Here is a 25056-nt window from a genome sequence, read left to right on the forward strand (position 1 = left end):
TATACTGGTTGCAGCACCCGCGAAGCAGAAACGAACGAACCTCACGATTCGATCCGGGGGAGACATGACCGATCTTTCCACGCCGCAGCGCATCGGCGACGACGCGCCGACTTCCCAACCTGCCGCGCAGCGCGCGCCCGGCGCGCAGTCCTTGCGACGCTTGCGTTTCGTCACGGCTGCGGCGCTGTTCGACGGTCACGACGCGTCGATCAACATCATGCGGCGCATCCTGCAGGCGAGCGGCGTCGAAGTGATCCATCTCGGCCATAACCGCTCCGTCGAAGAAGTCGCGACGGCGGCGCTGCAGGAAGACGCGGACGGCGTCGCGGTGTCGAGTTACCAGGGCGGGCATGTCGAATACTTCCGCTATCTCGTCGATCTGCTGCGCGAGCGCGGCGGCGACGGGATCAAGGTGTTCGGCGGCGGCGGCGGCGTGATCGTCCCCGACGAGATCGCGGAACTGCAGCGCTACGGCGTGGAGCGCATCTACTCGCCACACGATGGCCAGCGGCTCGGGCTGCAGGGCATGATCGACGACATGATCGCGCGCTGCCGAGGCGCGGCGCGATCCGGAAAGCCGCCCGCGCAACTGGCGCGCGAGCTGACGGGCGCGCTGCACGGCGATGCGATCCCAGGCGCGGTGTTTCGCAAGCTCGCGCAGCTGATCACTTCGCTTGAAACGGGCGATGCCGACGCGGCCACCCGCGACGAACTCGCTCGCGATGCGCAGCAGGCGAGCGTGCCCGTGCTCGGCATCACGGGCACGGGCGGCGCGGGCAAGTCGTCGCTGACGGACGAATTGATCCGGCGTTTTCGGCTCGACTACGGCGACGCGTTGACCATCGCCGTGATCGCCATCGATCCGTCGCGCCGCAAGTCGGGCGGCGCGCTGCTCGGCGACCGGATCCGCATGAACGCGATCGGCGACTGGGGCGGCGGCGCGCGCGTCTTCATGCGTTCTCTGGCGACGCGCGAGGCGTCGAGCGAGATCTCCGACGCGCTGCCGGATGCGATTGCCGCGTGCAAGGCCGCGGGCTTCGATCTGATCGTGGTCGAGACCTCGGGCATCGGCCAGGGCGACGCGGCCATCGTGCCGCACGCGGACAAGTCGCTGTATGTGATGACGCCGGAGTTCGGCGCCGCGAGCCAGCTCGAAAAGATCGACATGCTGGATTTCGCGGATTTCGTCGCGATCAACAAGTTCGACCGCAAAGGCGCCGCCGATGCACTGCGCGATGTCGCGAAGCAGGTGCAGCGTAACCATCACAAGTTTGCGTCGCCGGTCGAGCAGATGCCTGTGTTTGGTACGATAGCGTCCCGCTTCAATGATGATGGCGTAACGGCTGTGTACCAAAACATCGCGCAGGCGTTGCGCGAACACGGCTTGCGCAAAAGCGACGGCCGGCTGCCCAGAATGGAAGGCGTGCGCCATTCGACGGGCCGCAACGCGATCGTGCCGCCCGCGCGTGTGCGCTACCTGTCGGATGTCGCGCTGACGGTGCGCGGTTATCGGGAGCGGGTCGATGCGCAATCGCAGCTTGCGCGCGAGCGCTGGCATCTGGACGAAGCCCGCCGCATGCTGACCGACGCGAACGGCGGCGCGCAAGACCTCGACGCGTTCGATGCGCTCATCGCCGCCCGCACTTCGCAAATGGGCGAGCGCGAAAAGGCGCTGCTCGACGCGTGGCCGAAGACGGTCGCTGCCTATTCGGGCGACGAGCATGTTGTGAAGATTCGCGACAAGGAGATCCGCACGGCCCTCACCGTCGAAACGCTGTCGGGATCGAAGATTCGCAAGGTCGCGCTGCCGCATTTCAGGGACCCCGGTGAAGTGTTGCGCTGGCTGATGCTCGACAATCTGCCGGGCTATTTTCCGTTCACGGCGGGCGTGTTTCCGTTTCGCCGCGAGAACGAAGACCCGACGCGCATGTTCGCGGGCGAGGGCGATCCGTTCCGCACCAACCGGCGCTTCAAGCTGCTGTCGGAAGGCATGCCGGCGAAGCGTCTGTCGACGGCGTTCGATTCCGTCACGCTGTACGGCGAAGAGCCGCACGAGCGGCCCGACATTTACGGCAAGGTCGGCAACTCGGGCGTATCCGTCGCGACGCTCGACGACATGAAAGCGCTCTACGACGGCTTCGATCTGTGCTCGCCGGAAACGTCGGTATCGATGACGATCAACGGGCCCGCGCCGACCATTCTCGCGATGTTCTTCAACGTCGCGATCGATCAGCAGATCGCGCTCGCGCACGCGAAAGCGCAGGCGCAAGGGCGCGATCCGTCGCAAGACGAACTCGACGCGGCACGCCGCTTCGCGCTGGAAAACGTGCGCGGCACCGTTCAGGCCGATATCCTGAAGGAAGATCAGGGGCAGAACACCTGCATTTTCTCGACGGAGTTCAGCCTGAAAGTGATGGGCGATATTCAGGCGTATTTCGTCGAACGCGGCGTGCGCAATTTCTACTCGGTGTCGATCTCCGGCTATCACATCGCCGAGGCGGGCGCGAATCCGATCTCGCAGCTCGCTTATACGCTCGCAAATGGATTCACCTATGTTGAGGCATATCTCGCACGCGGCATGGCGATCGACGATTTCGCGCCTAATCTGTCGTTCTTCTTCTCGAACGGGATGGACCCCGAATACACGGTGCTCGGCCGCGTCGCGCGCCGCATCTGGGCCGTCGCGATGCGCGAGCGCTACGGCGCGAACGAGCGCAGCCAGAAGCTCAAGTATCACGTGCAGACCTCGGGCCGCAGCCTGCACGCACAGGAAATCGACTTCAACGATATCCGCACGACACTGCAGGCGCTGATCGCGGTCTACGACAATTGCAACTCGCTGCACACGAATGCGTTCGACGAAGCGATCACCACGCCGACGGAAGACTCGGTGCGCCGCGCGGTCGCGATCCAACTGATCATCAATCGCGAGTGGGGCCTTGCGAAGAACCAGAATCCCAATCAGGGCAGCTTCATCATCGACGAACTGACGGATCTGGTCGAAGCCGCCGTGCTCGCGGAGTTCGACCGGCTCACGGAACGCGGTGGCGTGCTCGGCGCGATGGAAACGGGGTATCAGCGCGGGCGGATTCAGGACGAGTCGATGTTGTACGAACATCGCAAGCATGACGGCTCGTATCCGATCGTCGGCGTGAATACGTTCCTCGGCGCGCATGCGCATGACGCACCGCCGCCGATTGCGCTCGCGCGCTCGACGGAAGACGAAAAGCAGGGCCAACTCGCGCGGCTGCGCGCATTCCAGTCACGCCACGAAAACGACGCGCCCGCGATGCTCGAACGGCTGAAACAGGCCGTCATCGACGATGAAAACGTCTTCGTCGTGCTGATGGACGCGGTGCGCGTCTGTTCGCTCGGACAGATCACGCACGCATTGTTCGAAGTGGGCGGTCAGTATCGACGGAACATGTGAGGTGTCGATACCAGAAGTACCAGAAGTACCGGAAGGGCCGCGCGCAGCGACGCGGCCTCTCACTATTGCGGCCTCGCTTGCTAGCGGCCGATCGCGAGGCGCGTCTTGGCCGCCTGATATTCCTCCTTCAGACGCGCGACGAGCTGCCCGACGCTCGGCACATCATGCATCAGGCCCACGCCTTGGCCCGCACCCCAGATGTCTTTCCATGCTTTCGCCTTTTCGTTGCCGAAGTTCATCTTCGACTTGTCCGACTCGGGCAGTGCGTCCGGATCGAGCCCCGCGTTCACGATGCTCTCGCGAATGTAGTTGCCGTGCACGCCGGTGAAGAGGTTCGTGTAGATGATGTCGGCGGAATTCGCGTTGATGATCGCCTGCTTGTAGCTTTCGACGGCGTGCGCTTCCTTCGTCGCGATGAAGCGCGTGCCCATGTACGCGAGATCGGCGCCCATCGCCTGCGCGGCGAGAATCGAGCCGCCGTTCGCAATCGATCCCGACAGCACGATCGGGCCGTCGAACATGCGCCGCACTTCGCCGACCAGCGCGAACGGCGACGTCGTGCCCGCATGGCCCCCCGCGCCCGCGGCGACGAGAATCAGCCCGTCGACGCCGGCATCCAGCGCCTTTTGCGCGTGACGCAGGTTGATGACGTCGTGCAGCACGATGCCGCCGTAGCTGTGCACGGCATCGACGATCTCCCTCGCGGGCGCCCGCAGGCTCGTGATGAAAATCGGCACTTTATGCTCGACGCATACGCGGACGTCGTGTTCGAGCCGCGCGTTCGATTGATGGACGATCTGGTTGACGGCGATCGGTCCGATGACGGCATCGGGATTGGCCGCCTTGTGCTCGGCCAGCGACGCCTGAATCTGCGTCAGCCATTCGTCGAGCAGTTCGGCTGGGCGCGCATTGAGCGCCGGAAATGAGCCGACGATCCCCGCCTTGCACTGCGCAAGCACGAGTTCCGGGTAGCTGACGATGAACATCGGCGAAGCGACGACGGGCAGCGCAAGTTGCTGCAGAACGGCTGGCAATGCCATGGTGCGAGTCTCCTGATCGACATGCCGGTGTATTCGAACCCGGCGATATGAGTGTAGCGGCGCGAAAGCGACGCTTCGACAAAGCTCACGCTCCGCCTGAAAGGCACTTTCGCTCAATTTTGAGAACGATCGTTCGATTATAGGCGAGTCTGACGCGCGTTGCTCAGCAGGTGGCCGTTCGAAGGAGTGTTCAGGTTCTACGAAAGCGTGGGTTATCCCACTCGCAGGGACACATCGGCCTTCTACAATTCCGGGACTTACGACGACAACGAGAACCGACATGCTTTTCGAGGACTTCACACCCTTTCGCGTTGCGGCTGGCGAAGTCGATATTCATGGAGTCAAGGGCGGAGCAGGGCCGCCTTTGCTGTTGTTGCACGGTCATCCGCAGAGCCATCTGATCTGGCATCGATGCGCGTCCGAACTGGCAAAGCACTTCACGGTGATCGCCACCGATTTGCGCGGCTACGGTGCGTCGGCGAAGCCGCCCAGCGACGCCACGCACGCGCCTTACTCGAAACGCGCGATGGCCGCCGACCAGGTCGCGCTGATGCGTCATTTCGGCTTCGAACGGTTTCTTGTCTGCGCGCACGATCGCGGCGCGCGGGTCGCGCACCGGATGGCGCTCGACTTCCCCGTCGCCGTCGAACGTTTGATGCTGCTCGACATCGCGCCGACGCTCGCGATGTACGAAGCGACGGACCGCACGTTCGCCACGCTCTATTTCCACTGGTTCTTTCTGATCCAGCCGCAGCCGCTGCCCGAGACGCTGATCGAAGGAAATCCGGATGTCTATGTGGACCGCGTGATGGGCAGCCGTCACGCGGGCCTCGCGCCGTTCGCGCCCGAAGTGCTCGCGCAATACCGCGACGCATTGCGTCAGCCCGGCGCGGTCCATGCGATGTGCGAGGACTACCGCGCGTCGGCGACGATCGATCTCGATCACGACCGGGCGGACATCGAGCGCGGTCACAAGATCGGCTGTCCGTTGCGCGTGCTGTGGGGCGCGCAAGGCGTGATCGAGCAATGCTTCGAGCCGATCGCTGAATGGCGCAAGGTCGCGCGCGATGTCAGCGGCCGCTCGCTGCCGTGCGGTCATTACATCCCGGAAGAAGCACCCGCCGAACTCGTCGCGGAAATGCTGTCCTTTTTCGAAGCCATCGAGCCTTGAGCCCCGACGCCTGACAGTGCGCGCCGCCCGTCCACTCAGACGAGCGGCGGCAAGCGCCGCGGCACGGGCGTCGACTTGACGATCGCCGTGCTCGTTTCCGCTCGCTCGGTCACTTTCGACAGGATTTCGTCGAGTTGATCGATCGTTCGCAGATACAGGCGGCAGATAAAGCAATCGTCGCCCGTCACCTTGTCGCATTCGACGAACTCGGGAATGCGCCGTATCACCTCTTCCACCAGATGCAACTGGCCGGGCAGCGGTTTTACGCGCACGATCGCCTGCAGCGTGTAGCCGAGCGCGCGCGGATCGATCTGCACCGTGAAGCGCTCGATCACGCCTTGCGCGTCGAGACGCCGCAAGCGGTCCGCAGTCGCGGGCGCGGACAACCCGACGTTGCGCGCAAGATCGCTGACGGGCTGGCGTGCGTCGTCGGCGAGCGCTGCGAGAAGTGCGCGGTCCGTGTCGTCGAGCGTTGCGGGCGCGGGCGTCTGCTTCGAGTGAGGAGTAAGGCGTTTCGTCATTTTGACCTTCGCTTTTTAGGTCGACCGATTGCTTCACCTCATTTTAGAGATGTATCCGCGACTTCGGATTAATTACACTGACCGGCAGATGTGACTTTTCTGGAGACCTTCAGATGGGAGCAAGCAACGAAGTACGGCGCGGCGCGGTCGAGATGACGCTCGCGATGCTGATGTCGGGCACGATTGGCTGGCTCGTTGTCTCCTCGCAGCAATCGGCGCTGAACGTCGCGTTCTTCCGCTGCCTGTTCGGCGGCGCGACGCTGCTGCTGATCTGCGCGGCGCTCGGCCTGCTCAAGCGCAAGCTGTTCTCGTCGAAGGTGATCCTGCTCGCGACGCTCAGCAGCGCGGCCATCGTCGCGAACTGGGTGCTGCTGTTCGCCGCGTACTCGCGCGCGTCGATCTCGATGGCGACGACTGTCTACAGCACGCAGCCTTTCATGCTCGTCGCGCTGGGCGCGCTGGTGTTCCGCGAGCGCGTGACGGCGTCGACGGTCGTGTGGCTGCTGATTGCGTTTGTCGGTCTCGTATTCGTCGTGAAGGTCGAGCCTGCCGTGCTCGCGGTGCCGGGGCAATATCTGCAGGGCGTCGCGTACGCGGTCGGCGCGGCGTTTCTGTACGCGGTTTCGTCGATCATCACGAAGCACTTGAAGAACACGCCGCCGCACCTTATCGCGCTGATCACCGCGACGACGGGCGTCGTCGTGCTCGGGCCGTTCGTGCAGTACGACGCGTTGCCTTCGACGGGCACGCACTGGCTGCAACTCGTCACGCTCGGCGTCGTGAACACGGGAATCATGTACGTGCTGTTGTACGGGGCCATCCAGAAGCTGCCGACGGCAATGACGGGCGCGCTGTCGTTCATCTACCCGGTGGTCGCGATCGTCGTGGACGGGATCGCGTTTGGTCAGAAGCTCGCCTGGATTCAGGTGCTAGGCGCGGTGCTGATCCTGCTCGCGGCGGCGGGCGTGAATCTCGGCTGGCGCATCGTGCCGACGCGCCGTTACTCGATATAACGGTAGTTCATACCGATAGTACGGATTCCGAATAAGGAGTGAGCGAAATTCGTCGGACGTCAAGAATCTGTAGGGAAATCACCGATGCGTCCGAAAGCTTCGCGCAGGTATCATTTCTTCGACGCTGATCACGTCAACAATAATTGCGCCGCTCGAACTGAAAGCCGAGCGGCTTTCTTTTTTGTACGCCCGTTCGCGCTGGTTGTGCGTCCGCGCCTCCTCCTCGTCTGTGCCCTCATTCGGCGCGTGCGCTGATTTGCTCGCCGTCGAACCGCAGCGGCCCGTTCTCGCCCGCCATGCCTTCGATCAGTTCGCGCAGCAGCGCAGGCCATGCGCTGCGCGGCTTCAGCATGGCCGCCGCCGCTCGCATCACGCTGGCCTCGTCGATCATGCGCAACAACGTTTCGAAAGACAGCACGCGCGCGTCGAGCAGCTTGAACACGATCAACACCTTGAGCGCATTACGGGCATTGTGCGCGGGATCGGCGCGCAGCCATGCGACGCGGGACATCGCGCGGTCGAGTGCCGCGTTGACGCCGGAAAACGGCGCGCCGTGGCCGGGAATGACCGTCTTCACGGCGAGCGTGCCGATCAGTTCGAGCACGGCCTGTTGCTCGGCAAAGCCGCTTTCGCCTTCCAGTTCGGGAAAGATCACGCCGAAGCCGTTTTCCCACAGCGCGTCCGCGCTGATCAGCAGTTGTTGTTCGGCGCAGTAGAGCATCAGTGAATGCGGGTCATGTCCCGGCGCGCCGAGCACTTCCCAATCGAGGGCGCCCAGTGTGAGATGTGCTCCCGGTGCGATCGTGTCCGAAAATGCGAAACGTTCGCAGTATTGGCCCGTCGCGCGAAACGTCAGGCGCGTCTCATCCCATTCACGCACCGCCTGCGCTTCCGTCGACGGAATCAGCGTCCGGCACGGCCATGTTGCTTGCAGCAGCGCGTTGCCGCCGCAGTGGTCCGAATGCAGATGCGTGTTGACGATCAGATCGAGCGGCCTCGCGCCGAGCGCATGCCGAACGAGCGCTGCCGTCTGCGCCGCATGCGTAGCGTAGCCGGTATCGACGAGCGCGGCGCGCGCGTCGTCGATCAGCAGCACGTTGTTCGACGACAACCAGCCGCGTTCGAACACGCGTACTGAGCGAGGCAGCGCGATCATGTCCGGCCTTTTGGTTCGATGCCGGGCTTGGGCATGACGAGTATCGTCGACTTGCCGAGCAGCACCGTTTCAGAGCGCTGATTGAAGGCGCTGCCTTCGAGTTGCGTCAGGTCGCCGTTGAGGCTCGCTTTCCAGAACGCGCCGATGACGCGCCACGTAAAGGTCAGCGTATCGCCGCTGTGCACGGCTTTTTTTAGCTTGATGTCGAACTCGAGGCCGAGCGGCTGCGCATAGGTGGAGAAATGCGTGGCGAGCAGCGCCATGAAGTGTGCGGTGGGCTGCGTGCCGGAGGCGATCAGGCCACGGAAGCGGCTTTGCGCGGCGTATTCGTCATCGTGATGCAGCGGGTTCAGATCGTTGACGATCGTCGCGAACGACTTGATCGAATCCGCGGACAAGCTCAGCGTCGTGCCGAACGTTTCACCGACCGTGACGACGCGCGGCGGCGTATTCATTTGCTCTCCTCGCGACGTTGTTGCCTGGCCATCAGGTCGGCGTGACGCTTTTCGATTTCTTCCCAGATCGCGCGTTTGGCCGCGTCGTCGAACGACGACCAGTTCGCGATTTCGTCGATCGTGCGCAGGCAGCCGTCGCACAAGCCTGTCGCCGGGTCCATCCGGCACACGTTGATGCAGGGCGATGGAACGGGCGCGTTGCGTTGCGCCGTGTCGTGTGCAGCGTCTTGCGCGCGGACGGTGTCGGCCGTCATGCCGTCTCGCGCAACGCTACATCGACGATCGGCGCGCCCGTCAGCGTGGCCAGTTCCTGCGGCGTCAGATTGAACACGGCATGCGGATGACCGGCGGCGGCCCACAGACTGCCGAGCGTGAACAGGTCGGCGTCGATCAGCGTGACGGGCGGTGTCGCGTGGCCGATCGGGCACACGCCGCCGATTGCATAGCCTGTTTTCTCGCGCACGAATCGTGCGTCCGCGCGCGCGACGTCGCCGACCTGCGCAGCGACCTTCTTTTCATCGACGCGATTCGCGCCGCTCGCGATGATCAGCACGGGTGCATCGTCTTCGCGGCGGCGAAACAGGATCGACTTCGCGATCTGCGCGATCGAGCAGCCGAGTCCCGCCGCCGCTTCCGCCGATGTCTTGCCCGTTTCCGGCAGCATCACGATTTGCCCGGCGTGGCCGCGTTCGCGCAGCAGCAGCGCGACGCGGCGCGCCGAGTCCGGCAGCGAATCGAGATCGGGCGTCTGAGGAGTCTGAACCGTTGCGTTGTCCGTCATGTCCTGTTTCCTGTGAAGCTGGTTGCGCGCTACATCACACGCAAGTGTTTTTTTCGCTGCGTGCCTTCGCCAGCAGCGCCTTCCCGGCGCGCGAGACGTTTGGCCTGCCGATCGACGTCGAGATGAAATCACCGATCTCGACGACTTGCGCGAGATCGACGCCCGTTTCGATGCCGAGGCCGTCCATCAGATACAGCACGTCTTCCGTCGCGACATTGCCCGTCGCGCCCTTTGCATACGGGCAGCCGCCGAGTCCCGCCACCGACGCGTGAAAAATTTCGATGCCTTCCTGCAGCGCGGCGTAGATGTTCGCGAGCGCCTGCCCGTACGTATCGTGGAAGTGGCCCGACAGACGTTCGCGCGGAAACACCTGCGTGACGGCCGCGAACACTTCGCGCGTGCGCTTCGGCGTGCCGACGCCGATGGTGTCCGCGATATCGATCTCGTCACAGCCGAGCGCGGCGAAACGCTCGACGACATCGACCACGGAAGCCACGGGCACTTCGCCCTGATACGGGCAGCCGAGCGAGCACGACACGCTGCCGCGCACGCGCACGCTTTTGTCTTTCGCGGCTTGCACGACGGGCACGAAGCGCTCGATGCTCTCCGCAATGCTGCAATTGATGTTCTTTTGCGAGAACGCTTCGCTGGCGGCGCCGAAGATGACGATCTCATCGGCGTGCGCTGCAACGGCGCCTTCGAAGCCACGCAGGTTTGGCGTCAGCACCGAGTAAATCGTACCCGGGCGGCGCTCGATGCCCGCCATCACGTCGGTGCCGTCGGCCATTTGCGGCACCCATTTCGGCGACACGAACGAGGCCGCTTCGACGTTCCGGAATCCCGCCGCCGACAGGCGATTGATCAACTCGATCTTGATTGCCGTCGGCACGAAGTCTTTTTCGTTTTGCAGTCCGTCGCGCGGACCGACCTCGACGATCTTTACTGCTTGTGGCATGGCCATGTATTGTCTCCTGCCGCGTAATGCGGCCTGTCTTGCTTCCTGCTTCGTACCGTACGCGTGTTCAATATCCGCGCGCGATGTCGACGATTCCGCCAATCCGCTCGCCGCGCGCAAGCGCGACGATTTTCTGCGCAATCTGCACGACGCTTTCCTCGCGCAACGTCAGCGCGGAAACATGCGGTGTGATCGAGATGCGCGGATGCTTCCAGAACGGATGATGCTGCCGTAGTGGTTCGTCGGTGAATACGTCGAGCGTGGCTGCTGAAATCTGGCCTTGCTCGAGTGCGTCGAGCAGATCCTGCTCGACGAGATGCGCACCACGCGCGATGTTGATCAGGTAGGCGCCGCGCGCGAGCTTCGACAGGCTGCGCTTGTCGAGTATGCCGTGAGTATCGGGCGTATGCGGCAGCAGATTGACGAGCACCTTGAGGCCATTGGCGAACGCATCGAATTGCGTGTCGTGCGGCAGGCCCGCGAACGTCACGACGCCGTCGATCTCGCGCGCGCTGCGACTGAACCCGCGCACTGGAAAGCCGAGCGACACGAGCGATTTCGCCACATGCGCGCCGAGCACGCCGAGACCCAGTATGCCGATCGTGAACGTCTCGCGCGGATGCGGTTCGAGCACATGCCAGCGCTGCTGTGCCTGCTGCAGATCGTATTCGTCGAAGCGGCGCATGTAGCGCAACACGGCATGCGTCACGTACTCGGCCATCTGCTGCGCCATGCCCGTGTCTTCCAGGCGCACGAGTTGCGCATTGCGCGGCAGCGTGCCGGGATGCTCGCGTTCGAGCGCGAGAATGGCGTCGACGCCCGCGCCCAGATTGAAGATAGCGCGCAGACCGTCGCGGCCGGCGAGCATGTCGCGCGGCGGACGCCAGACGATTGCGATATCGGCAGGGGCGTCGTCGCCCGGTTGCCACTCGCGCAGGTCGGCTTCGGGCAGCGCGCGCGACAGGTCGCGCAGCCAGTCGGCGGCGTCAGATTGCGGTGTGTAGAACAGGACTTTCATGCGTGGTCGGTTGTGCGTTGCCGTCACTTCGCGAAGAGTCGGCTAATGTCGGCGAAAGCCTTGAATTCGAGCGCGTTGCCGCACGGGTCGAGGAAGAACATCGTCGCCTGCTCGCCGACTTCGCCCTTGAAGCGGAGATGCGGTTCGATGATGAACTTCGTACCCGCCGCGCGAAGCTTCTCTGCGAGCGCGTGCCAGTCGTCCATCGTCAGCACGACGCCGAAGTGGCGTACGGGCACGTTGTCGCCGTCCACCTGGTTGACGCTCCTGTGTCCCGCGTCTTCCGGCGACAGATGCGCGACCAGTTGATGGCCGAAGAAGTCGAAGTCGACCCATTCCGGTGAACTGCGGCCTTCCGGGCAGCCGAGCAAATCGCCGTAGAACGCGCGCGCATTGGCGAGGCTGGTGACTGGGAACGCCAGATGAAAGGGCTGCAGCGCACGTGGCGTTGCGGACGACGTCTGCGACATGAGGCCACTCCATTTATGGATAGGCTTCATTCTACTTTTTCGCCGCCGTTCGCGGGCGGTCGACCCGCCACGACGCGCCGGGCACGGGGCTCAGCAAACACGCGCACAGGCGGGCCGATATGCAAAGCACGAAAAATTGGTTCAAGCCGCATGCCGCCCACGCGACAATGATTTCCCGTTTCCCGCAGCGAGGAAAAGAATCATGTTTTCGTGCACCCAGTCGATCTGGCCGCCGCGGCTCGTGACCGTTCCGGGCTTGCACGGCAGCGAAGGCGCTCACTGGCAGAGCTGGCTCGAGCGTCAGTTTGCGCGTTCATTGCGCGTCGAGCAGGCGGACTGGGATGCGCCCAATCTCGCGCAATGGGCGCAAGCCGTGCGTGATCTGATGGCGAAAGAGCGCGGGCCGTTCGTGCTCGCCGCTCACAGCTTCGGGTGCCTGGCTACCGCGCATGCATTGCAGCAAGGCGTGCGCGCGGCGGATATCGCCGGCGTGCTGTTCGTCGCGCCGGCCAGCCCGAAGAAGTTCGAGTTCGCGGGCGCTTTCCATGCACACCGCCTAGGTGTGCCGTCGATTCTGATCGGCAGCGAGACCGACCCATGGATGCCGCTTGCCGGTGCGCGTGAGCTTGCGAGGCGACTAGGCAGCGCATTCGTGAATCTGGGCGACGCGGGACATATCAACACGGCGGCAGGCTACGGACCATGGCCGCGCGCGAAATACTTCGTGGATACACTTGCTCATTGCGCTGCGCCGCTGCGATTTCGCGATGAGTCGCCGGAACTGGACCTGCAGGCCTCCTTCTGAGTGCGCGATGCAAGACTGAGCGCCGCAACGCGACGCGGCGGCTCTCAGATCCATTGAAAGCCCTTCGCCAGGATGCCGACGAGCGCGAAGTTGGCCGCCCACAACAAACGGAACTCAGTGCGCATGGCGCTTTCGAGCGCGGCGAAACGCGAGTCCATCTTTGCTTCGATTTTTGCTTCGAACTGCCGGAAGCGTTCATCCACATAGTTCTTCAACTCGCGCACTTCGCGCTTGAGGTCCTCGAGGTCCTGGAGAATGTGTTCGATCGTGGTTTCGGCGCGGGTCATTCGTGCCTCCATGTTGAGACCGCCATGAATCAGCCGAAGCGCGTGGAAGCGGCGCTTCGCCAGAGGTTTTTCCATCATTTCCATTTGCACCATCCTATGCAATTTCCTTCCTAAGCTGGGGACTGTTTGATCAGAACCTCGACAGATAGACGCGTGCAACCCGCGCCGCTACGCGACCTTGCATCACTCGCGAGCGATGCCATGAACCGATCGTACGCGTGATCGATATGTCAGAACACCTGGCCGGAAGGCATAGGACATCTTCTCAATGCCGCCAGGAATCGCTCGGGCGATTCGTTAGAATCGCTGCTTTAGCCGCGGCGCGGCTGCAACGGGTTTCATCATCGACAAGCGGGGGAAAGATGGCAGGCAGAAGGGATCAGATTCGCCGGGTCGCAGCCGGCATTGCGGCGTTGACGCTGTCGTTCGGCGTGGCGCAGAGCGCGCATGCGGATGCATCGCTGCTCAACGTGTCGTATGACGTCACGCGCGAACTGTATAAGGACATCAACACTGCATTTATCGCGGCGTACAAGGCGAAAAGCGGTGAGGCCGTATCGGTCAGGCAGTCGCACGGCGCATCGAGCGCGCAGGCGCTGTCGGTGCTGCAGGGCTTGCAGGCCGACGTCGTGACGATGAACCAGCCGAACGACATCGATCTGCTCGCCGAGCGCGGCCATCTCGTGCCCGACAACTGGCGGGCACGCTTGCCGAACAACAGCGCGCCGTATACGACGACGATGGTGTTCCTCGTGCGCAAGGGCAACTCGAAGCACATCAAGGACTGGGACGACCTGGCGAAGCCGGGCGTGCAGGTCGTGATCCCGAATCCGAAGACGGCGGGCAACGGCCGCTACACGTATCTCGCCGCGTGGGGCTACAAGAAGCAAAGCGGCGCGACCGACGCTCAGGCGCTCGACTTCGAGAAAGAGATCTTCCGCAATGTGCCCGTGCTCGACACGGGTGGCCGCGGCGCAACGACGACCTTCACGCAGCGCGGCATCGGCGACGTGCTGGTGACGTTCGAAAATGAAGTAGCACTGATCGACACCGGCGTGGGCGCGGGCAGCTTCGAGGCCGTGTATCCGTCGATGAGCATACTCGCCGAGCCTCCCGTGACGATCGTCGACAAGGTGGTCGACAAGCGCGGCACGCGCAAGGAGGCGCAGGCGTATCTCGACTATCTGTACACGGCGCCCGCGCAGGAGATCATCGCGCAGCATCACTTGCGTCCGCGCGACCCCGCTGTGCTCGCGAAGCATTCGGGGGAGTTCAAGCCGCTGAAGACGTTCACCGTCGAACAGGTGTTCGGCAGCTGGCAAAAAGCGCAGCAGACCCATTTCGCCGACGGCGGGACGTTCGATCAGATTTTCGTCGACCGGAAATAAGCGTCGCGTATCGGACAAAAGAAAGGGCGCTATCAAATTTGAAGTGCAACACCTTGCTCGTGTAAGGTGTGCCAATGCAAAAAAGAACTTACCAACAACTGCAGCCTGAAGAACGCATGACGATTGCAAGCATGAAGCAGCAGGGTTCGAGTGTCCGGGCCATGGCCCGGACACTCGGGCGCGCGGCGTCAACCGTGAGCCGCGAGCTGGCCAGAAACACGTGTTCTGCCGTTGGCTATGCGTCTGCACCAGCCCAGGCGCTCAGCACGAGCCGACGTGAGGCGGCGCGCCCGTGTCCCAAGCTGCACCCTCAAAGCGTGTCGTGGCGCGTGGTACTCACCCTGCTGGAATGGAAGTGGTCACCGCAGCAGATCTCAGGTACCCTCAAGCGCATGTGGCCCAACGATCCAACCCAGCACGTCTCGCATGAGACCATCTACACCGCCATCTATGCGCAGCCTCGCGGTGAGCTGCGCCGCCAGCTTATCGCCTGTCTGCGCCACGGCCACAGCACGCGCATGTCACGCAAGCGCGGCACTGACCGGCGCGGCCAGATCCCCGACATGGTGAGCATCCATGTGCGCCCGCCCGAGGTCGACGACCGGCTGATGCCTGGCCATTGGGAAGGCGACTTCATTAAGGGCGCCGGCAACCAGTCTTCCGTCGGCGTGCTGGTTGAGCGCACCAGTCGCCTGGTGCTGCTGGCGAAGATGGAAGATGCCACCGCCGCCTCGGCTCTGGCGGGCTTCACTGCCAAGCTGAATTCGATCGCTGCCCCACTGCGCCAGAGCTTCACCTACGACCAGGGCAAGGAAATGACCCGTCATCAGGAGCTCAGCGCCGCCACCGGCGTGCGCGTGTACTTCTGCGATCCGCAAAGCCCGTGGCAACGCGGTACCTGTGAGAACACCAACGGACTGCTGCGTCAGTACTTGCCAAAAGGCACCGACCTCTCGATCTACAGCCAGGAGGAACTCGATGCCATCGCCGATAGCCTCAACAGCCGCCCGCGTGCTACGCATGCATTTCATTCGCCATTCGAGGTCTTCGAACGTATGCTCGCAACCGCTTCGATAGCTCCAGCTTCCGTTCATTAACCCCTGTTGCGCTTCACTCTTGAAACCGCCAAGGCCGCTTCGACGTCTCGAAGCGGCCTTTGCCTTAGAGCACGTCGCAAACGCACACGTCGCGAACGCGCACGTCGCAAACGCGCATGTCGCAAACGCGCATGTCGCAAACGCGCACCCTTCAGGCGTGCACGCTCACGCTGAAACGAAGCTCAATGCCCGTCGCAGCCGTGCTCGCAGCCGCTGCGGTCGAGCGGCATCTGCTGCGCGGCTTCCGCGCGAATGCCGAGGCGTTCGAGCAGCTTGCGGTCCGCTTCTGCCTGCGGATTGCTCGTCGTCAGCAGTTGATCGCCGTAGAAGATCGAGTTCGCGCCGGCGAGGAAGCACATCGCCTGCAGCGCTTCATCCATCTGTTCGCGGCCCGCGGACAGGCGCACCATCGCACGCGGCATCGTAATGCGCGCCACCGCGATCGTGCGCACGAACTCGAACGGGTCGAGCGCTTCCGTGCCCGTGAGCGGCGTGCCTTCGACCTGCACGAGATTGTTGATCGGCACCGATTCCGGATACGGCTCCATGTTCGCGAGCTGCGCAATCAGGCCCGCGCGTTCGCGGCGCGATTCGCCCATGCCGACGATCCCGCCGCAGCACACGTTGATGCCCGCGTCGCGTACGCGTTCGAGTGTTTCCAGGCGGTCCTGGTAGGTGCGCGTCGAGATGATCTGGCCGTAGAACTCCGGCGACGTGTCGAGGTTATGGTTGTAGTAGTCGAGCCCTGCTTCTCGCAGACCTTGCGCCTGATGCGTTTCGAGCATGCCGAGCGTGACGCAGGTTTCGAGGCCCATCGCCTTTACGCCACGGATCATCTCCTTGATCGGCTCCAGATGGCGGTCCTTCGGGTTGCGCCACGCGGCGCCCATGCAGAAGCGCGTCGCGCCGTTGCCCTTCGCAACTCGCGCAGCGGCCAGCACGTCTTCGACGTCCATGAGCTTTTCCGCCTGCAGCCCCGTGTCGTGGTGTACCGATTGCGGACAGTACGCACAATCTTCCTCGCAGCCGCCCGTCTTGATCGACAGCAGCGTGGACAGTTGCACGGCGTTTGCGTCGAAGTGTTCGCGATGCACCTGTTGCGCGCGGAACAGCAGATCGTTGAACGGCAGCGCGTAAAGCGCGACGACATCGGCGACGCGCCAGCGGGCGGCGGCAGCGTCGGCGGCAGCCGCGGCCTGGGACGGCGTGAGGGGCAGGGGGGCGGTGTCGATGTGACTCATATAGTCCTTCCTTGATGTTCTGATACGTCGAATACCTTCAGCGCTGCGCGCCGCGCAGCGTCTGCAGCAGTCCGGCGGTGTCGAGGTGGGTTGCGGCCACGTCCGGCGACGCAGGGCTCAGATGCGGCACGGTGCCAAGGAGCGGCGCGTCGTACTGGCGTTCGAGCCGGTCGCGGATCGCCGCAATGTTTTCGTCGGCGAACTGCATCGCGGGATCGACGCGGTTCGCGACCCAGCCCGCGATGGGCAGGCCGCGCGCGGCAATGGCTTCCGCCGTCAGCAGCGCGTGGCTGATGCAGCCGAGGCGCATGCCGACGACGAGCACCACGGGCAGATTCAACGCAAAGGCGAGATCCGCCGTGTCGTGCGCATCGGTGAGCGGCACGCGAAAGCCGCCGACGCCTTCGACGACCACAACGTCGGCCATCTGCAGCGCCGCCTTGTGTGCGTCGACGATGCGCGTCATGTCGAGCGCCACGTCCTCATGCGCGGCGGCGATATGCGGCGCGGCCGGTTCCTTGAGCATGAACGGCGTGCGGATCTCGGGCGGCAGCAGCACATTGGCGGCGTCGTCGAGCTGATCGGCGTCTTCGTTGTGCAGCACGCCGTCCACCATCGACGCGCCCGCCGCAATCGGCTTCATTGCGGTGGCGCGCAAGCCTTGGCGCACGAAGCCGCGCAACAGCGCCGCCGACACCAGCGTCTTGCCGATTTCCGTGTCGGTGCCCGTGACGAACAAAGACAGTGCGTTGTTCATGCGAGCGCCTCCGCTGTCTGCATCAAGGCGCTTTCGAGCTGGTCCAGATCGGCGTGCGAATGCGCTGCGGACAGCGAAATGCGCAGACGCGACGTGCCTTCGGGCACGGTCGGCGGACGGATCGCGGGCACCCACAAATTCGCGCGGTCCAGCGACGCGGCCGCGCTGAGCGTCGCCTCGTTCGCGCCGATGATGAGCGGCTGCACGGCCGTGTGCGAATCGACGGGCAGCCACGGCGTGCGCTTCAACATCTCGCGCGTGCGCTCGATCAGCGAGTGCAGATGCGCGCGGCGATGCTCGCCCTCGTCGCCGCCGATGATGCGCAGGCTCGCGGACACGGCATGCGCGGCCGACGGCACCGATGCCGTCGTGAAGATATACGGACGCGCGCGCTGCACGAGCCATTCGATCACGGTCTCGTGCGCGCAGACGAACGCGCCCGACACGCCCGCCGCCTTGCCGAGCGTGCCGATCGATATCAGATGCTTGGAGCGCAACGCGGCTTGCGCAACCGCGCCGCGTCCTTGCGGACCGAGCACGCCAAAGCCATGCGCATCGTCGACGACGAGCCACGCGCGATGCTTTTCAGCGAGTTCGAGGAGGCGCGCGAGCGGCGCGATGTCGCCGTCCATGCTGAACACGGTATCGGTGACGATCAGCTTCACAGCGGACTGCGACGCTTCGAGCATCGCGGCGAGAGCATTCGCGTCAGCGTGCGGATAGATCTGGATTTCGGCGCGCGAGAGTCTGGCGCCGTCGATCAGCGATGCGTGATTGAGCGCGTCGGAGAAGAGCGTCGTGCCGCGTCCCGCGAGCGCGGTAAGCGTCGCGAGATTCGCCATGTAGCCGGTGCTGAAGTACAGCGCGCGCGGATTGTCGACGAAGCCGCCCGCGAATTCGGCGAGATCGTCTTCGAGTTGCGCGTGCGCGCGCGAGTGGCCCCCCAGCAGGTGCGAGCCGCCGCTGCCCGCGCCATAGCGGCGCGCGCCTTCCGTGATCGCCGCGACGAGCAGCGGATGCGCGGCCAGTCCGAGATAGTCGTTGCTCGCGAAGCCGATGATGTTGCGGCCATCAACGGTCATATGCGCGGAGCACGGCGAATCGACGATGCGGCGTCGGCGGCGCAGGCCGCGCGCGTCGATGTCCTTCAGACCTTCTTCAAGCATGTCGAGCAATTGCATCAGCGCGCCTCCGTCAACGTCGCGTCGAACGTCGCGCGCGTGCGTTCGGCGAGCAGCGCGATCTCTTCGTCATCGAGGATGTACGGCGGCATCAGATACACCGTCGTGCCGATCGGGCGCAGCAGCAGTTCGCGCTGCAGCGCGTGTTCGAAGAAGCGGCGCGAGAAGGTCTTCGCGGCATCGGCGTTTTCGATCACGGCATCGAACGCGAAGATCGTGCCGCGCTGACGCAGGTTGCGCACTTGCGCGTGCTGCGCGAGCGGTTCGAGCGCGGCGCGCAGTGTCGCTGATTTCTTCGCGTTCGCGGTGAGCACGTGGTCGCTCGCGAACAGGTCGAGGGTAGCGAGCGCAGCGCGGCAAGCGAGGGGATTGCCCGTGTACGAGTGCGAATGCAGAAAGCCGCGTGTCATGTCGTCGTCGTAGAAGGCGGCGAAGATTTCGTCGCGCGACAACACGATCGACAGCGGCAGATAGCCGCCGCTGATTCCCTTCGACAGACACAGGAAATCTGGCCATACGCCCGCCTGTTCGCTGGCGAAGAAGGTGCCCGTGCGTCCGCAGCCGACGGCGATTTCGTCGGCGATCAGATGCACGCCGTAGCCGTCGCACAGTGCACGCAAGCCTGCGATATACGACGCGTCGTGCATCGCCATGCCCGCCGCGCACTGCACGAGCGGCTCGACGATCAGCGCGGCAATGTTCCCGGCGCGCGATTCGAAAAGCGCCCGCACATCGTCGAGCGCGCGCTGCGCGACATCGGCGGGCGTCTCACCTTCGCGTGCGAAGCGCGCGTCCGGCGACGCGACTACATGCGCGTTGCGGATCAGCGGGTCGTAGGCGTCCTTGAAAAGCGCGACGTCCGTCACGCCGAGCGCGCCGATCGTTTCGCCGTGGTAGCTGTTCGCGACGCACACGAACTCGCGCTTGTAGTCGCAGCCGCGGTTGCGCCACGAATGGAAGCTCATTTTCAGTGCGATTTCGACGGCCGATGCGCCATCGGACGCGAAGAATGCGTGCCCCAGCGTGTCCTGCGTGAGCGCGCCGAGACGCTCGGCGAGGTCGATGGCGGGTTCGTGCGTGCAGCCGGCGAGCATCGCGTGTTCGAGCGTGTCGAGCTGATCCTTCAGCGCGGCGTTGATGCGCGGGTTCGCGTGGCCGAACAGGTTGACCCACCACGAACTGATCGCATCGAGATAGCGATGTCCGGCGCGATCATAGAGCCACGCGCCGGCGCCGCGCGAAACGGGCACGAGCGGATAGCGCTCGTGATGCTTCATCTGCGTACAGGGATGCCACACAGCACGCAGGCTGCGGGCGACCCAGTCTTCGGTTGCTTGTGTATTCAAAACTGCTCCGGAACATGAGCCGGGCAAGGCGCGGGCATCGGGCGCGGCGTCTCGCGTGTCGGTTATGCAAATGCTGCTGGCGAATCGGGACGGTCTGCGTCCGTCTTGGAATCCGGCGATGGCGGGCGTCATGGCAGCGTCGATGAACGACGATTGCGGCGCCTTCCGGTGCGTCGGATGTGTTGTTGCTCGCAAGGCGGCGCATGGGCTCGCAGGGGGCTTTGCAGCGCGCCATTTTTGCGGCAACGGAGGGGAGATTAGCGCGTTATTCGCTGCGATGCACTATCTGAAAACGCCATGTTTTCAAGGCCCTGCGCGCGATTTCGGGTGATTGGCGACAGCTCGCGCCCGTTCGCTTTGAAAGGCCGCAATTGACAGTAGATGACGACGGCAAAGTCACGGGCGCCCAGGAAAAAAATCTGGCCGCGCGATTGTCTTTCCGCCGATGCGAGGCGCGATGTCTGTCGGTATGCATGAGTGTTGGCTGCATAAGTATTGCGTCACGCGGTCAGGAAATGGCGCTCCGGGCAGCGCGTGTATGCGCGGATTCGGCGATGCACGTCGCCGATATGGATGGAGCGGATGGAGTGGGCAACGCTTGCGAGAGCGGATCAAGCTGCATACGCCGCCACGAACGCAGCGAGCAACGCCGCGTTAGCGGCTTCAAATCCGTATGCCAGTACGAACGGCGCGCGCACGCCGACAAGCAACGGTGGACGCCGGTTGCACAAGCGACACTGCAAGGGAATCCGCCCGGCGCGCTCCGCGCAACGGGCGGCGAGAGAATCAACGGCTAGCCAGAGCGGGCTTGCTGCCGTCTTTCGAGGTGGATTCGGCGTCGGCCGTCCGGGTCGAGCTTTCCTTCCACACGACAGCGTCGTTCACCGCGTAGAGATGGCACGGGTCGGAGCTCTGCTTCTGGCAGTTGGCGACGGCCACGGACATCGGATCGTCGCCGCCTTCCGCCCACGACCATGCGCCCGAATCGGACACAGCGAACGCACGGCTCGGATACTGGTGCAGGAAGTTGCGGTAGCCGGCGCGGCCGGCTTCGTCGACGAAGGGCACAGCATCGACGGAGTCGATCGACGCGAAATGCGTGGCCTTCGGCTGCTGCGGTTCGGCCACGCGATACTGCACGCCCGTCGGCATGCCGACGCGCGCGAGGAACGCCTCGACGGACGGCCACCAGACGCGCACGCCGTCGCGATCGCCGACGAGCCGATGCGCGTCGTTCTTGTACGAGCCGAAGTCGACCATCTTCGCGCTCGCGCCCATCGCCTGCGCGTGCTGCGTGTACGCGGCATACATCCGCGAAACCAGCGACGACGGCCAGATCGAATCGTTATCGCCGTACAGCCACAGCGACGGCACGTGCGTTTTCTCGCCGTAAGTGCCGAACGCGTTGGTCAGATTGCCTTGCCAGTCGGTGCAAGCATCCTGGCGCAGGCCGCCGGAGAAATTGATCAGTGCGCGCACGCCGGGCGCGGGATTCGTGCCGTAGGCGATTGTCGCGAGGCCGCCGTGCGACGTGCCCGCCACGACGATATGCTGCGCGTCCACATAGCCTTGCTTCGACATGTAGTCGACGGTCGTGGCGACGTCCGCTGCCTGGCTCATGCCGTTGCGCGCCACATCGCAGCCGTCCTGCACGTACGTGCCGCCCGAGCCGGCAAAACCCTGGCGGTTCGGCGCAACGACGACGTAGCCGCGGCGCACGAACTCGCGTGCAAGCGACATCGGATCGCTGCGCGTCTGCATCCTAGGATCGCCGTGAATCTTGCCGTGGTTGAAGACGATCATCGGGAACGGGCCTGGGCCGTCCGGCTTGTAGATCGTCGTTTCGAGGGTGACCTGGCCGTCGGCGTCGACGGGGATATGGATGACCCGTTCATTCAGGTTGACGACAGGGAGGTAGCCGTCTTCGTCGAGCGCGAGGCGCTGCACGTTTGCACGGCTGAGCGGGCCGGTATCGGCGTCCGCGAGCGGGTCCGCGTGCGCGAACGAAATAGCGCTAGCCATGAAGGCCGCCGACATCGCACAAACTGTCAGAACTTGAGTGAACGCCATCCGCAACACCTGCTCTCAAAAACGCTTGAAGCTTCCCATAAGGGCTGATTGCGCCAAGGTGACATGCCAAACGAGAGTCAAAAGGATCACTTACGCTGCGCTGTTTCGCGCAGGCATACAGATCGAGACTGCATTTGGATGAACCTAAGCCGGTCGACGCGACCCCACGCGTCGAAGTGAGCGCCTCGCGATGCCCCTGATCGCGTGCCGGCTGAACAATCAACCAGCGGTGCGTCTGGACATCCTGTGGGAGCGGTGGTCCGCTACCTCGCAACGAAGCGCTGCAACATCTGTGAGGCTCATACTGGCACGACAATTTATATTTGTGCAATTCAGTACAAACCCCTTGCGGCACTAATTGCTGCGTTTACGGCCGCCGGCGACCGTCCGGCGCGGGCCTCGGCGGTATTGTGAGCATAACTGATATGAGGGCCGTGGCGTTGATCCAACACATTGATTTGCTTACAGAAATGTCCCTTATTTGAATTTTGTAGGGGGCACTTAAGACGCGATGTTAGCGGTATCGAAGGGTTGGTGTCAGCGGTCGCTCACATCGCCGTCGACATAACGCCAGCGTGCATCTTCACCTCTGACGAAACGGCTGGATTCGTGTAGCCGGTGCGCCCGTCCGCCGATCTTGTAGCGTGCGACGAATTCCACTTCGGCGTGCGTAGCGTCGAGCGGCGCGAAGCGCTTGATTTGCAGACCTAGCCAGCGTGGGGCATCGGGCGCGTCGGGGTCGACGTCGAGATCGGCGGGGCAGGTCTGCGGCGCCCACGTGTCGCGCAAGTATTGGGATTCGCCGAGCACATACGCGCTATAACGCGAACGCATCAGTTCGAGCGCGGTGGGTGCGGCAGCGCCTGCGTCGATGTAGCGGCCGCAGCAGTCCGCGAAACGCGGCGGCTTGCCGCCGTCGCGTCGATTCGGCGCGGCGCCGCCGCAAGGACAATCGGCAGGACGTTGTTTCGCTGATGCAGTCATGAAAGGTCGTGAAAGGGTTCTAGCTCAGTCCGCGCGCGATCAGGATTTTTTGGATATCGCTTGTGCCTTCGTAGATCTGGCAGACGCGCACGTCGCGATAAATACGCTCGACAGGGAAGTCGCTCAGATAACCGTAGCCGCCGTGTATCTGCAGCGCGGCCGAACAGATGCGCTCCGCCGCCTCGGACGCGAACAGTTTCGCCATCGCCGCTTCCGTCAGACAGGGCTGGCCCGCGTCCTTCAGCGCGGCTGCGTGCCAGATCAGCTGCCGCGCCGCTTCGAGCTGCGTCGCCATATCGGCGAGGCGGAACTGCACGGCCTGATGCGCGAAGAGCGGCTGGCCGAAGCTCTCGCGCTCCTTCGCGTACGCGAGTGCCGCTTCGAGCGCCGCGCGCGCCATGCCGACGCTTTGTGCGGCGATGCCGATACGGCCGCCTTCGAGGCCCGACAGCGCAATCCGATACCCTTCGCCTTGCGCGCCGATCAGATTGGCGGCGGGCACCCGGCAGTTGTCGAAGACGATTTGTGCGGTATCCGACGAATGCTGCCCGAGCTTGTCCTCCAGACGTGCGACGACGTAGCCCGGTGTATCCGTCGGCACGATGAACGCGCTGATGCCGCGCTTGCCGGCGCTTTTATCGGTGACGGCCATCACGATCGCGACATTGCCGTTCTTGCCGCTCGTGATGAACTGCTTGACGCCGTTCAGCACATACGAGTCGCCGTCGCGTGTGGCCGTCGTTCGCAAAGCCGACGCATCCGAGCCCGCCTGCGGCTCGGTGAGGCAGAACGCGCCGAGCATCTCGCCGCGTGCGAGCGGCGTGAGCCAGTCGCGCTTTTGCTGCGCGTTGCCATACGTCAGCAGGATGCTGCACACGGGGCAGTTGTTGACCGAGATCGCCGTCGACGTGCCGCCGTCGCCCGCCGCGATTTCCTCGAGTATCACCGCAAGCGCGAGCGCATCGAGCCCGGCGCCGCCATACTCCTCCGGCACGAGCACGCCATACGCGCCGAGTTCGGCGAGCTGGCGATGCACGTCGGCGGGAAACGTGCGGTCGCGGTCCCATTGCGCCGCGTTCGGTGTCACGGCTTCACGCACGAATGTGCGAACCGCGTCGCGGATCATCAGGTGGTCCTGATCGAGCAGCATGCGGATGTCTCCTCGTTGTCTGCAGCTTGTGTGATTACGCCGGTGTCACCAGTCGAGCGCGGTGCCGTCGTACTGGAAGAACCGGCCATGAAACAGCTCCGGCGAGCTGGCCGCCTGCGCCAGCACCTCGCGCATGCCTCTGACGCTATGCGCCGGATCGACGGCCGCCTGCGCGCCGCCCATGTCGGTGCGCACCCAGCCCGGATGCAGCGAAATGCAGGTTGCGCCGCGCGTCTGCAGCGATGTCACTTTCAGCACGTCGTTCAGCGCGGCCTTGCTCGCGCGATACAGCCAGCCCGTCGTGCCGCTCGCGTCGCTGATGCTGCCCATGCGGCTCGATAGCACGGCGAGCACGCCGTTCGCATCCTCGACGAGCGGCAGCAAGACGGGTATCAGCTGCATCGGCCCGCGCACGTTGGTCGCCATCACGAAGTCGAAGTCTTCCGCGCTGATCGTCTCGACGCCTTCCGTGCGCGGACCGTACACGCCCGACACGATCACAGCGGCATCGAGCCGCTCGCCGTCCAGTTTCCAGCCCAGCGCGGCGATGTCCTCGGGCGCGGTGACGTCGAGCGAAAACGCCTCGGCGCCGAGCGCGACGAGTTCGCCGAGCGCTTCGTCGCCGCGCGCGGTGGCGAGCACGCGCCACCCGTCGTGCCGATATTGCTTTACGAACTCACGGCCGATGCCGCGCGACGCACCTACGATCAACACTGTCTTCATGAGGTGTCCTTTCGCGC

25 protein-coding genes are annotated in these 25056 nt (G+C 64.1%); 6 read left to right on the forward strand and 19 right to left on the reverse strand.

All coding sequences use genetic code 11. From position 1 onward, the window contains the following. Window positions 1-64 precede the first annotated feature (64 nt). Window positions 65-3430 carry a fused isobutyryl-CoA mutase/GTPase IcmF gene (gene icmF, locus J8I87_RS03260; protein WP_209930015.1) on the forward strand — a complete coding sequence of 1122 codons (3366 nt, stop codon included), beginning with the start codon at window positions 65-67 and terminating at the stop codon, window positions 3428-3430. A gap of 80 nt (window positions 3431-3510) precedes the next feature. On the opposite strand, the gene J8I87_RS03265 is transcribed toward icmF, so the two are convergent. After that, entirely contained in the window at window positions 3511-4470 is a 960-nt protein-coding gene (locus J8I87_RS03265) for a nitronate monooxygenase family protein (RefSeq protein ID WP_209930016.1), read from the reverse strand. Between the two features lie 280 nt (window positions 4471-4750). Between J8I87_RS03265 and J8I87_RS03270 the strand changes: the two genes are divergently transcribed. Further along, window positions 4751-5641 (forward strand): alpha/beta fold hydrolase, encoded by an 891-nt coding sequence (locus J8I87_RS03270; protein ID WP_209930017.1) that lies wholly within the window; start codon window positions 4751-4753, stop codon window positions 5639-5641. Window positions 5642-5676: 35 nt separating this feature from the next. Here J8I87_RS03270 and J8I87_RS03275 read toward each other — a convergent pair whose 3' ends face one another. Continuing rightward, entirely contained in the window at window positions 5677-6162 is a 486-nt protein-coding gene (locus J8I87_RS03275) for an Lrp/AsnC family transcriptional regulator (RefSeq protein WP_209930018.1), read from the reverse strand. 113 nt (window positions 6163-6275) lie between these two features. On the opposite strand from J8I87_RS03275, the gene J8I87_RS03280 reads away from it, so the two are divergent. Next, window positions 6276-7175: a DMT family transporter gene (locus tag J8I87_RS03280; RefSeq protein WP_209930019.1), complete on the forward strand. Its 900-nt coding sequence runs from the start codon at window positions 6276-6278 to the stop codon at window positions 7173-7175. A 235-nt stretch (window positions 7176-7410) separates the two neighbouring features. Here the strand turns inward: J8I87_RS03280 and J8I87_RS03285 are convergent, their stop codons facing one another. The 7 genes from J8I87_RS03285 to J8I87_RS03315 form a co-directional block, all read right to left on the reverse strand. Beyond that, window positions 7411-8331, reverse strand: a complete 921-nt coding sequence (locus J8I87_RS03285; protein ID WP_209930020.1) for an MBL fold metallo-hydrolase — start codon at window positions 8329-8331, stop codon at window positions 7411-7413. Continuing rightward, window positions 8328-8786, reverse strand: coding sequence for a MaoC family dehydratase (locus tag J8I87_RS03290; protein ID WP_209930021.1), 459 nt, complete (start codon window positions 8784-8786; stop codon window positions 8328-8330). Before J8I87_RS03290 ends, J8I87_RS03285 begins: the two co-directional genes overlap by 4 nt. After that, on the reverse strand, window positions 8783-9040 hold the full coding sequence (locus J8I87_RS03295) for a DUF1289 domain-containing protein (RefSeq protein ID WP_209930022.1): 258 nt from the start codon (window positions 9038-9040) through the stop codon (window positions 8783-8785). The genes J8I87_RS03290 and J8I87_RS03295 overlap by 4 nt, the downstream gene beginning before the upstream one ends. Further along, the gene (locus tag J8I87_RS03300) at window positions 9037-9567 is read right to left on the reverse strand and encodes a YbaK/EbsC family protein (protein WP_209930023.1); all 531 of its coding nucleotides are present in this window, start codon (window positions 9565-9567) and stop codon (window positions 9037-9039) included. The genes J8I87_RS03295 and J8I87_RS03300 overlap by 4 nt, the downstream gene beginning before the upstream one ends. 34 nt (window positions 9568-9601) lie before the next feature. After that, window positions 9602-10528, reverse strand: a complete 927-nt coding sequence (locus J8I87_RS03305; protein ID WP_209930024.1) for a hydroxymethylglutaryl-CoA lyase — start codon at window positions 10526-10528, stop codon at window positions 9602-9604. Window positions 10529-10589: 61 nt separating this feature from the next. Then, the gene (locus J8I87_RS03310) at window positions 10590-11540 is read right to left on the reverse strand and encodes a glyoxylate/hydroxypyruvate reductase A (protein ID WP_209930025.1); all 951 of its coding nucleotides are present in this window, start codon (window positions 11538-11540) and stop codon (window positions 10590-10592) included. A gap of 23 nt (window positions 11541-11563) precedes the next feature. Further along, a complete protein-coding gene (locus J8I87_RS03315) occupies window positions 11564-12010 on the reverse strand; it encodes a VOC family protein (protein WP_209930026.1) in 447 nt (148 codons plus the stop codon). 202 nt (window positions 12011-12212) lie between these two features. Here J8I87_RS03315 and J8I87_RS03320 point away from each other — a divergent pair, with 202 nt between their 5' ends. Further along, on the forward strand, window positions 12213-12815 hold the full coding sequence (locus J8I87_RS03320) for an RBBP9/YdeN family alpha/beta hydrolase (RefSeq protein ID WP_209930027.1): 603 nt from the start codon (window positions 12213-12215) through the stop codon (window positions 12813-12815). A gap of 44 nt (window positions 12816-12859) precedes the next feature. Here J8I87_RS03320 and J8I87_RS03325 read toward each other — a convergent pair whose 3' ends face one another. Then, complete coding sequence (locus J8I87_RS03325) at window positions 12860-13102, reverse strand: hypothetical protein (protein WP_245253671.1); 243 nt, start codon at window positions 13100-13102, stop codon at window positions 12860-12862. Between the two features lie 362 nt (window positions 13103-13464). On the opposite strand from J8I87_RS03325, the gene J8I87_RS03330 reads away from it, so the two are divergent. Next, window positions 13465-14490: a sulfate ABC transporter substrate-binding protein gene (locus J8I87_RS03330; protein WP_209930029.1), complete on the forward strand. Its 1026-nt coding sequence runs from the start codon at window positions 13465-13467 to the stop codon at window positions 14488-14490. Window positions 14491-14564: 74 nt separating this feature from the next. Beyond that, on the forward strand, window positions 14565-15587 hold the full coding sequence (locus J8I87_RS03335) for an IS30 family transposase (protein ID WP_209930030.1): 1023 nt from the start codon (window positions 14565-14567) through the stop codon (window positions 15585-15587). Here J8I87_RS03335 and J8I87_RS46225 read toward each other — a convergent pair. The 9 genes from J8I87_RS46225 to J8I87_RS03380 form a co-directional block, all read right to left on the reverse strand. Continuing rightward, entirely contained in the window at window positions 15584-15727 is a 144-nt protein-coding gene (locus J8I87_RS46225; RefSeq protein WP_209930031.1) for a hypothetical protein, read from the reverse strand. The two genes, J8I87_RS03335 and J8I87_RS46225, sit on opposite strands and share 4 nt — an antisense overlap. A 42-nt stretch (window positions 15728-15769) precedes the next feature. Further along, entirely contained in the window at window positions 15770-16828 is a 1059-nt protein-coding gene (gene bioB, locus J8I87_RS03345; RefSeq protein ID WP_209930032.1) for a biotin synthase BioB, read from the reverse strand. A gap of 37 nt (window positions 16829-16865) precedes the next feature. Beyond that, window positions 16866-17585 carry a dethiobiotin synthase gene (gene bioD / locus J8I87_RS03350; protein WP_209930033.1) on the reverse strand — a complete coding sequence of 240 codons (720 nt, stop codon included), beginning with the start codon at window positions 17583-17585 and terminating at the stop codon, window positions 16866-16868. After that, the gene (gene bioF, locus J8I87_RS03355) at window positions 17582-18766 is read right to left on the reverse strand and encodes an 8-amino-7-oxononanoate synthase (RefSeq protein ID WP_209930034.1); all 1185 of its coding nucleotides are present in this window, start codon (window positions 18764-18766) and stop codon (window positions 17582-17584) included. Before bioF ends, bioD begins: the two co-directional genes overlap by 4 nt. Then, entirely contained in the window at window positions 18766-20112 is a 1347-nt protein-coding gene (bioA, locus tag J8I87_RS03360) for an adenosylmethionine--8-amino-7-oxononanoate transaminase (RefSeq protein ID WP_209930035.1), read from the reverse strand. Before bioA ends, bioF begins: the two co-directional genes overlap by 1 nt. 786 nt (window positions 20113-20898) lie before the next feature. Next, window positions 20899-22182 carry a dienelactone hydrolase family protein gene (locus J8I87_RS03365; protein ID WP_209930036.1) on the reverse strand — a complete coding sequence of 428 codons (1284 nt, stop codon included), beginning with the start codon at window positions 22180-22182 and terminating at the stop codon, window positions 20899-20901. A gap of 537 nt (window positions 22183-22719) precedes the next feature. Further along, window positions 22720-23166, reverse strand: coding sequence for a YchJ family protein (locus J8I87_RS03370; protein ID WP_209930037.1), 447 nt, complete (start codon window positions 23164-23166; stop codon window positions 22720-22722). Window positions 23167-23185: 19 nt separating this feature from the next. Next, the gene (locus J8I87_RS03375) at window positions 23186-24316 is read right to left on the reverse strand and encodes an acyl-CoA dehydrogenase family protein (RefSeq protein ID WP_209930038.1); all 1131 of its coding nucleotides are present in this window, start codon (window positions 24314-24316) and stop codon (window positions 23186-23188) included. A gap of 45 nt (window positions 24317-24361) precedes the next feature. Beyond that, a complete protein-coding gene (locus J8I87_RS03380; protein WP_209930039.1) occupies window positions 24362-25039 on the reverse strand; it encodes an SDR family oxidoreductase in 678 nt (225 codons plus the stop codon). Window positions 25040-25056: the final 17 nt, after the last annotated feature.

It is taken from the genome of Paraburkholderia sp. LEh10 (assembly GCF_017814945.1).
GTDB lineage: Bacteria > Pseudomonadota > Gammaproteobacteria > Burkholderiales > Burkholderiaceae > Paraburkholderia.

Excerpts from the sequence above, each read along its gene's own strand:
- J8I87_RS03275 (WP_209930018.1), bottom strand. The coding sequence starts at position 6,162 with ATGACGAAACGCCTTACTCCTCACTCGAAGCAGACGCCCGCGCCCGCA.
- J8I87_RS03285 (WP_209930020.1), bottom strand. The coding sequence starts at position 8,331 with ATGATCGCGCTGCCTCGCTCAGTACGCGTGTTCGAACGCGGCTGGTTG.
- J8I87_RS03325 (WP_245253671.1), bottom strand. The coding sequence starts at position 13,102 with ATGACCCGCGCCGAAACCACGATCGAACACATTCTCCAGGACCTCGAG.
- J8I87_RS03305 (WP_209930024.1), bottom strand. The coding sequence starts at position 10,528 with ATGGCCATGCCACAAGCAGTAAAGATCGTCGAGGTCGGTCCGCGCGAC.
- J8I87_RS03265 (WP_209930016.1), bottom strand. The coding sequence starts at position 4,470 with ATGGCATTGCCAGCCGTTCTGCAGCAACTTGCGCTGCCCGTCGTCGCT.
- J8I87_RS03315 (WP_209930026.1), bottom strand. The coding sequence starts at position 12,010 with ATGTCGCAGACGTCGTCCGCAACGCCACGTGCGCTGCAGCCCTTTCAT.
- J8I87_RS03380 (WP_209930039.1), bottom strand. The coding sequence starts at position 25,039 with ATGAAGACAGTGTTGATCGTAGGTGCGTCGCGCGGCATCGGCCGTGAG.
- icmF (WP_209930015.1), top strand. The coding sequence starts at position 65 with ATGACCGATCTTTCCACGCCGCAGCGCATCGGCGACGACGCGCCGACT.
- J8I87_RS03335 (WP_209930030.1), top strand. The coding sequence starts at position 14,565 with ATGCAAAAAAGAACTTACCAACAACTGCAGCCTGAAGAACGCATGACG.
- J8I87_RS03365 (WP_209930036.1), bottom strand. The coding sequence starts at position 22,182 with ATGGCGTTCACTCAAGTTCTGACAGTTTGTGCGATGTCGGCGGCCTTC.
- J8I87_RS03320 (WP_209930027.1), top strand. The coding sequence starts at position 12,213 with ATGTTTTCGTGCACCCAGTCGATCTGGCCGCCGCGGCTCGTGACCGTT.
- J8I87_RS03280 (WP_209930019.1), top strand. The coding sequence starts at position 6,276 with ATGGGAGCAAGCAACGAAGTACGGCGCGGCGCGGTCGAGATGACGCTC.
- J8I87_RS03330 (WP_209930029.1), top strand. The coding sequence starts at position 13,465 with ATGGCAGGCAGAAGGGATCAGATTCGCCGGGTCGCAGCCGGCATTGCG.
- J8I87_RS03310 (WP_209930025.1), bottom strand. The coding sequence starts at position 11,540 with ATGAAAGTCCTGTTCTACACACCGCAATCTGACGCCGCCGACTGGCTG.
- J8I87_RS03270 (WP_209930017.1), top strand. The coding sequence starts at position 4,751 with ATGCTTTTCGAGGACTTCACACCCTTTCGCGTTGCGGCTGGCGAAGTC.
- bioD (WP_209930033.1), bottom strand. The coding sequence starts at position 17,585 with ATGAACAACGCACTGTCTTTGTTCGTCACGGGCACCGACACGGAAATC.
- bioF (WP_209930034.1), bottom strand. The coding sequence starts at position 18,766 with ATGCAATTGCTCGACATGCTTGAAGAAGGTCTGAAGGACATCGACGCG.
- J8I87_RS03375 (WP_209930038.1), bottom strand. The coding sequence starts at position 24,316 with ATGCTGCTCGATCAGGACCACCTGATGATCCGCGACGCGGTTCGCACA.
- J8I87_RS03370 (WP_209930037.1), bottom strand. The coding sequence starts at position 23,166 with ATGACTGCATCAGCGAAACAACGTCCTGCCGATTGTCCTTGCGGCGGC.
- J8I87_RS03290 (WP_209930021.1), bottom strand. The coding sequence starts at position 8,786 with ATGAATACGCCGCCGCGCGTCGTCACGGTCGGTGAAACGTTCGGCACG.
- J8I87_RS03300 (WP_209930023.1), bottom strand. The coding sequence starts at position 9,567 with ATGACGGACAACGCAACGGTTCAGACTCCTCAGACGCCCGATCTCGAT.
- bioB (WP_209930032.1), bottom strand. The coding sequence starts at position 16,828 with ATGAGTCACATCGACACCGCCCCCCTGCCCCTCACGCCGTCCCAGGCC.
- J8I87_RS03295 (WP_209930022.1), bottom strand. The coding sequence starts at position 9,040 with ATGACGGCCGACACCGTCCGCGCGCAAGACGCTGCACACGACACGGCG.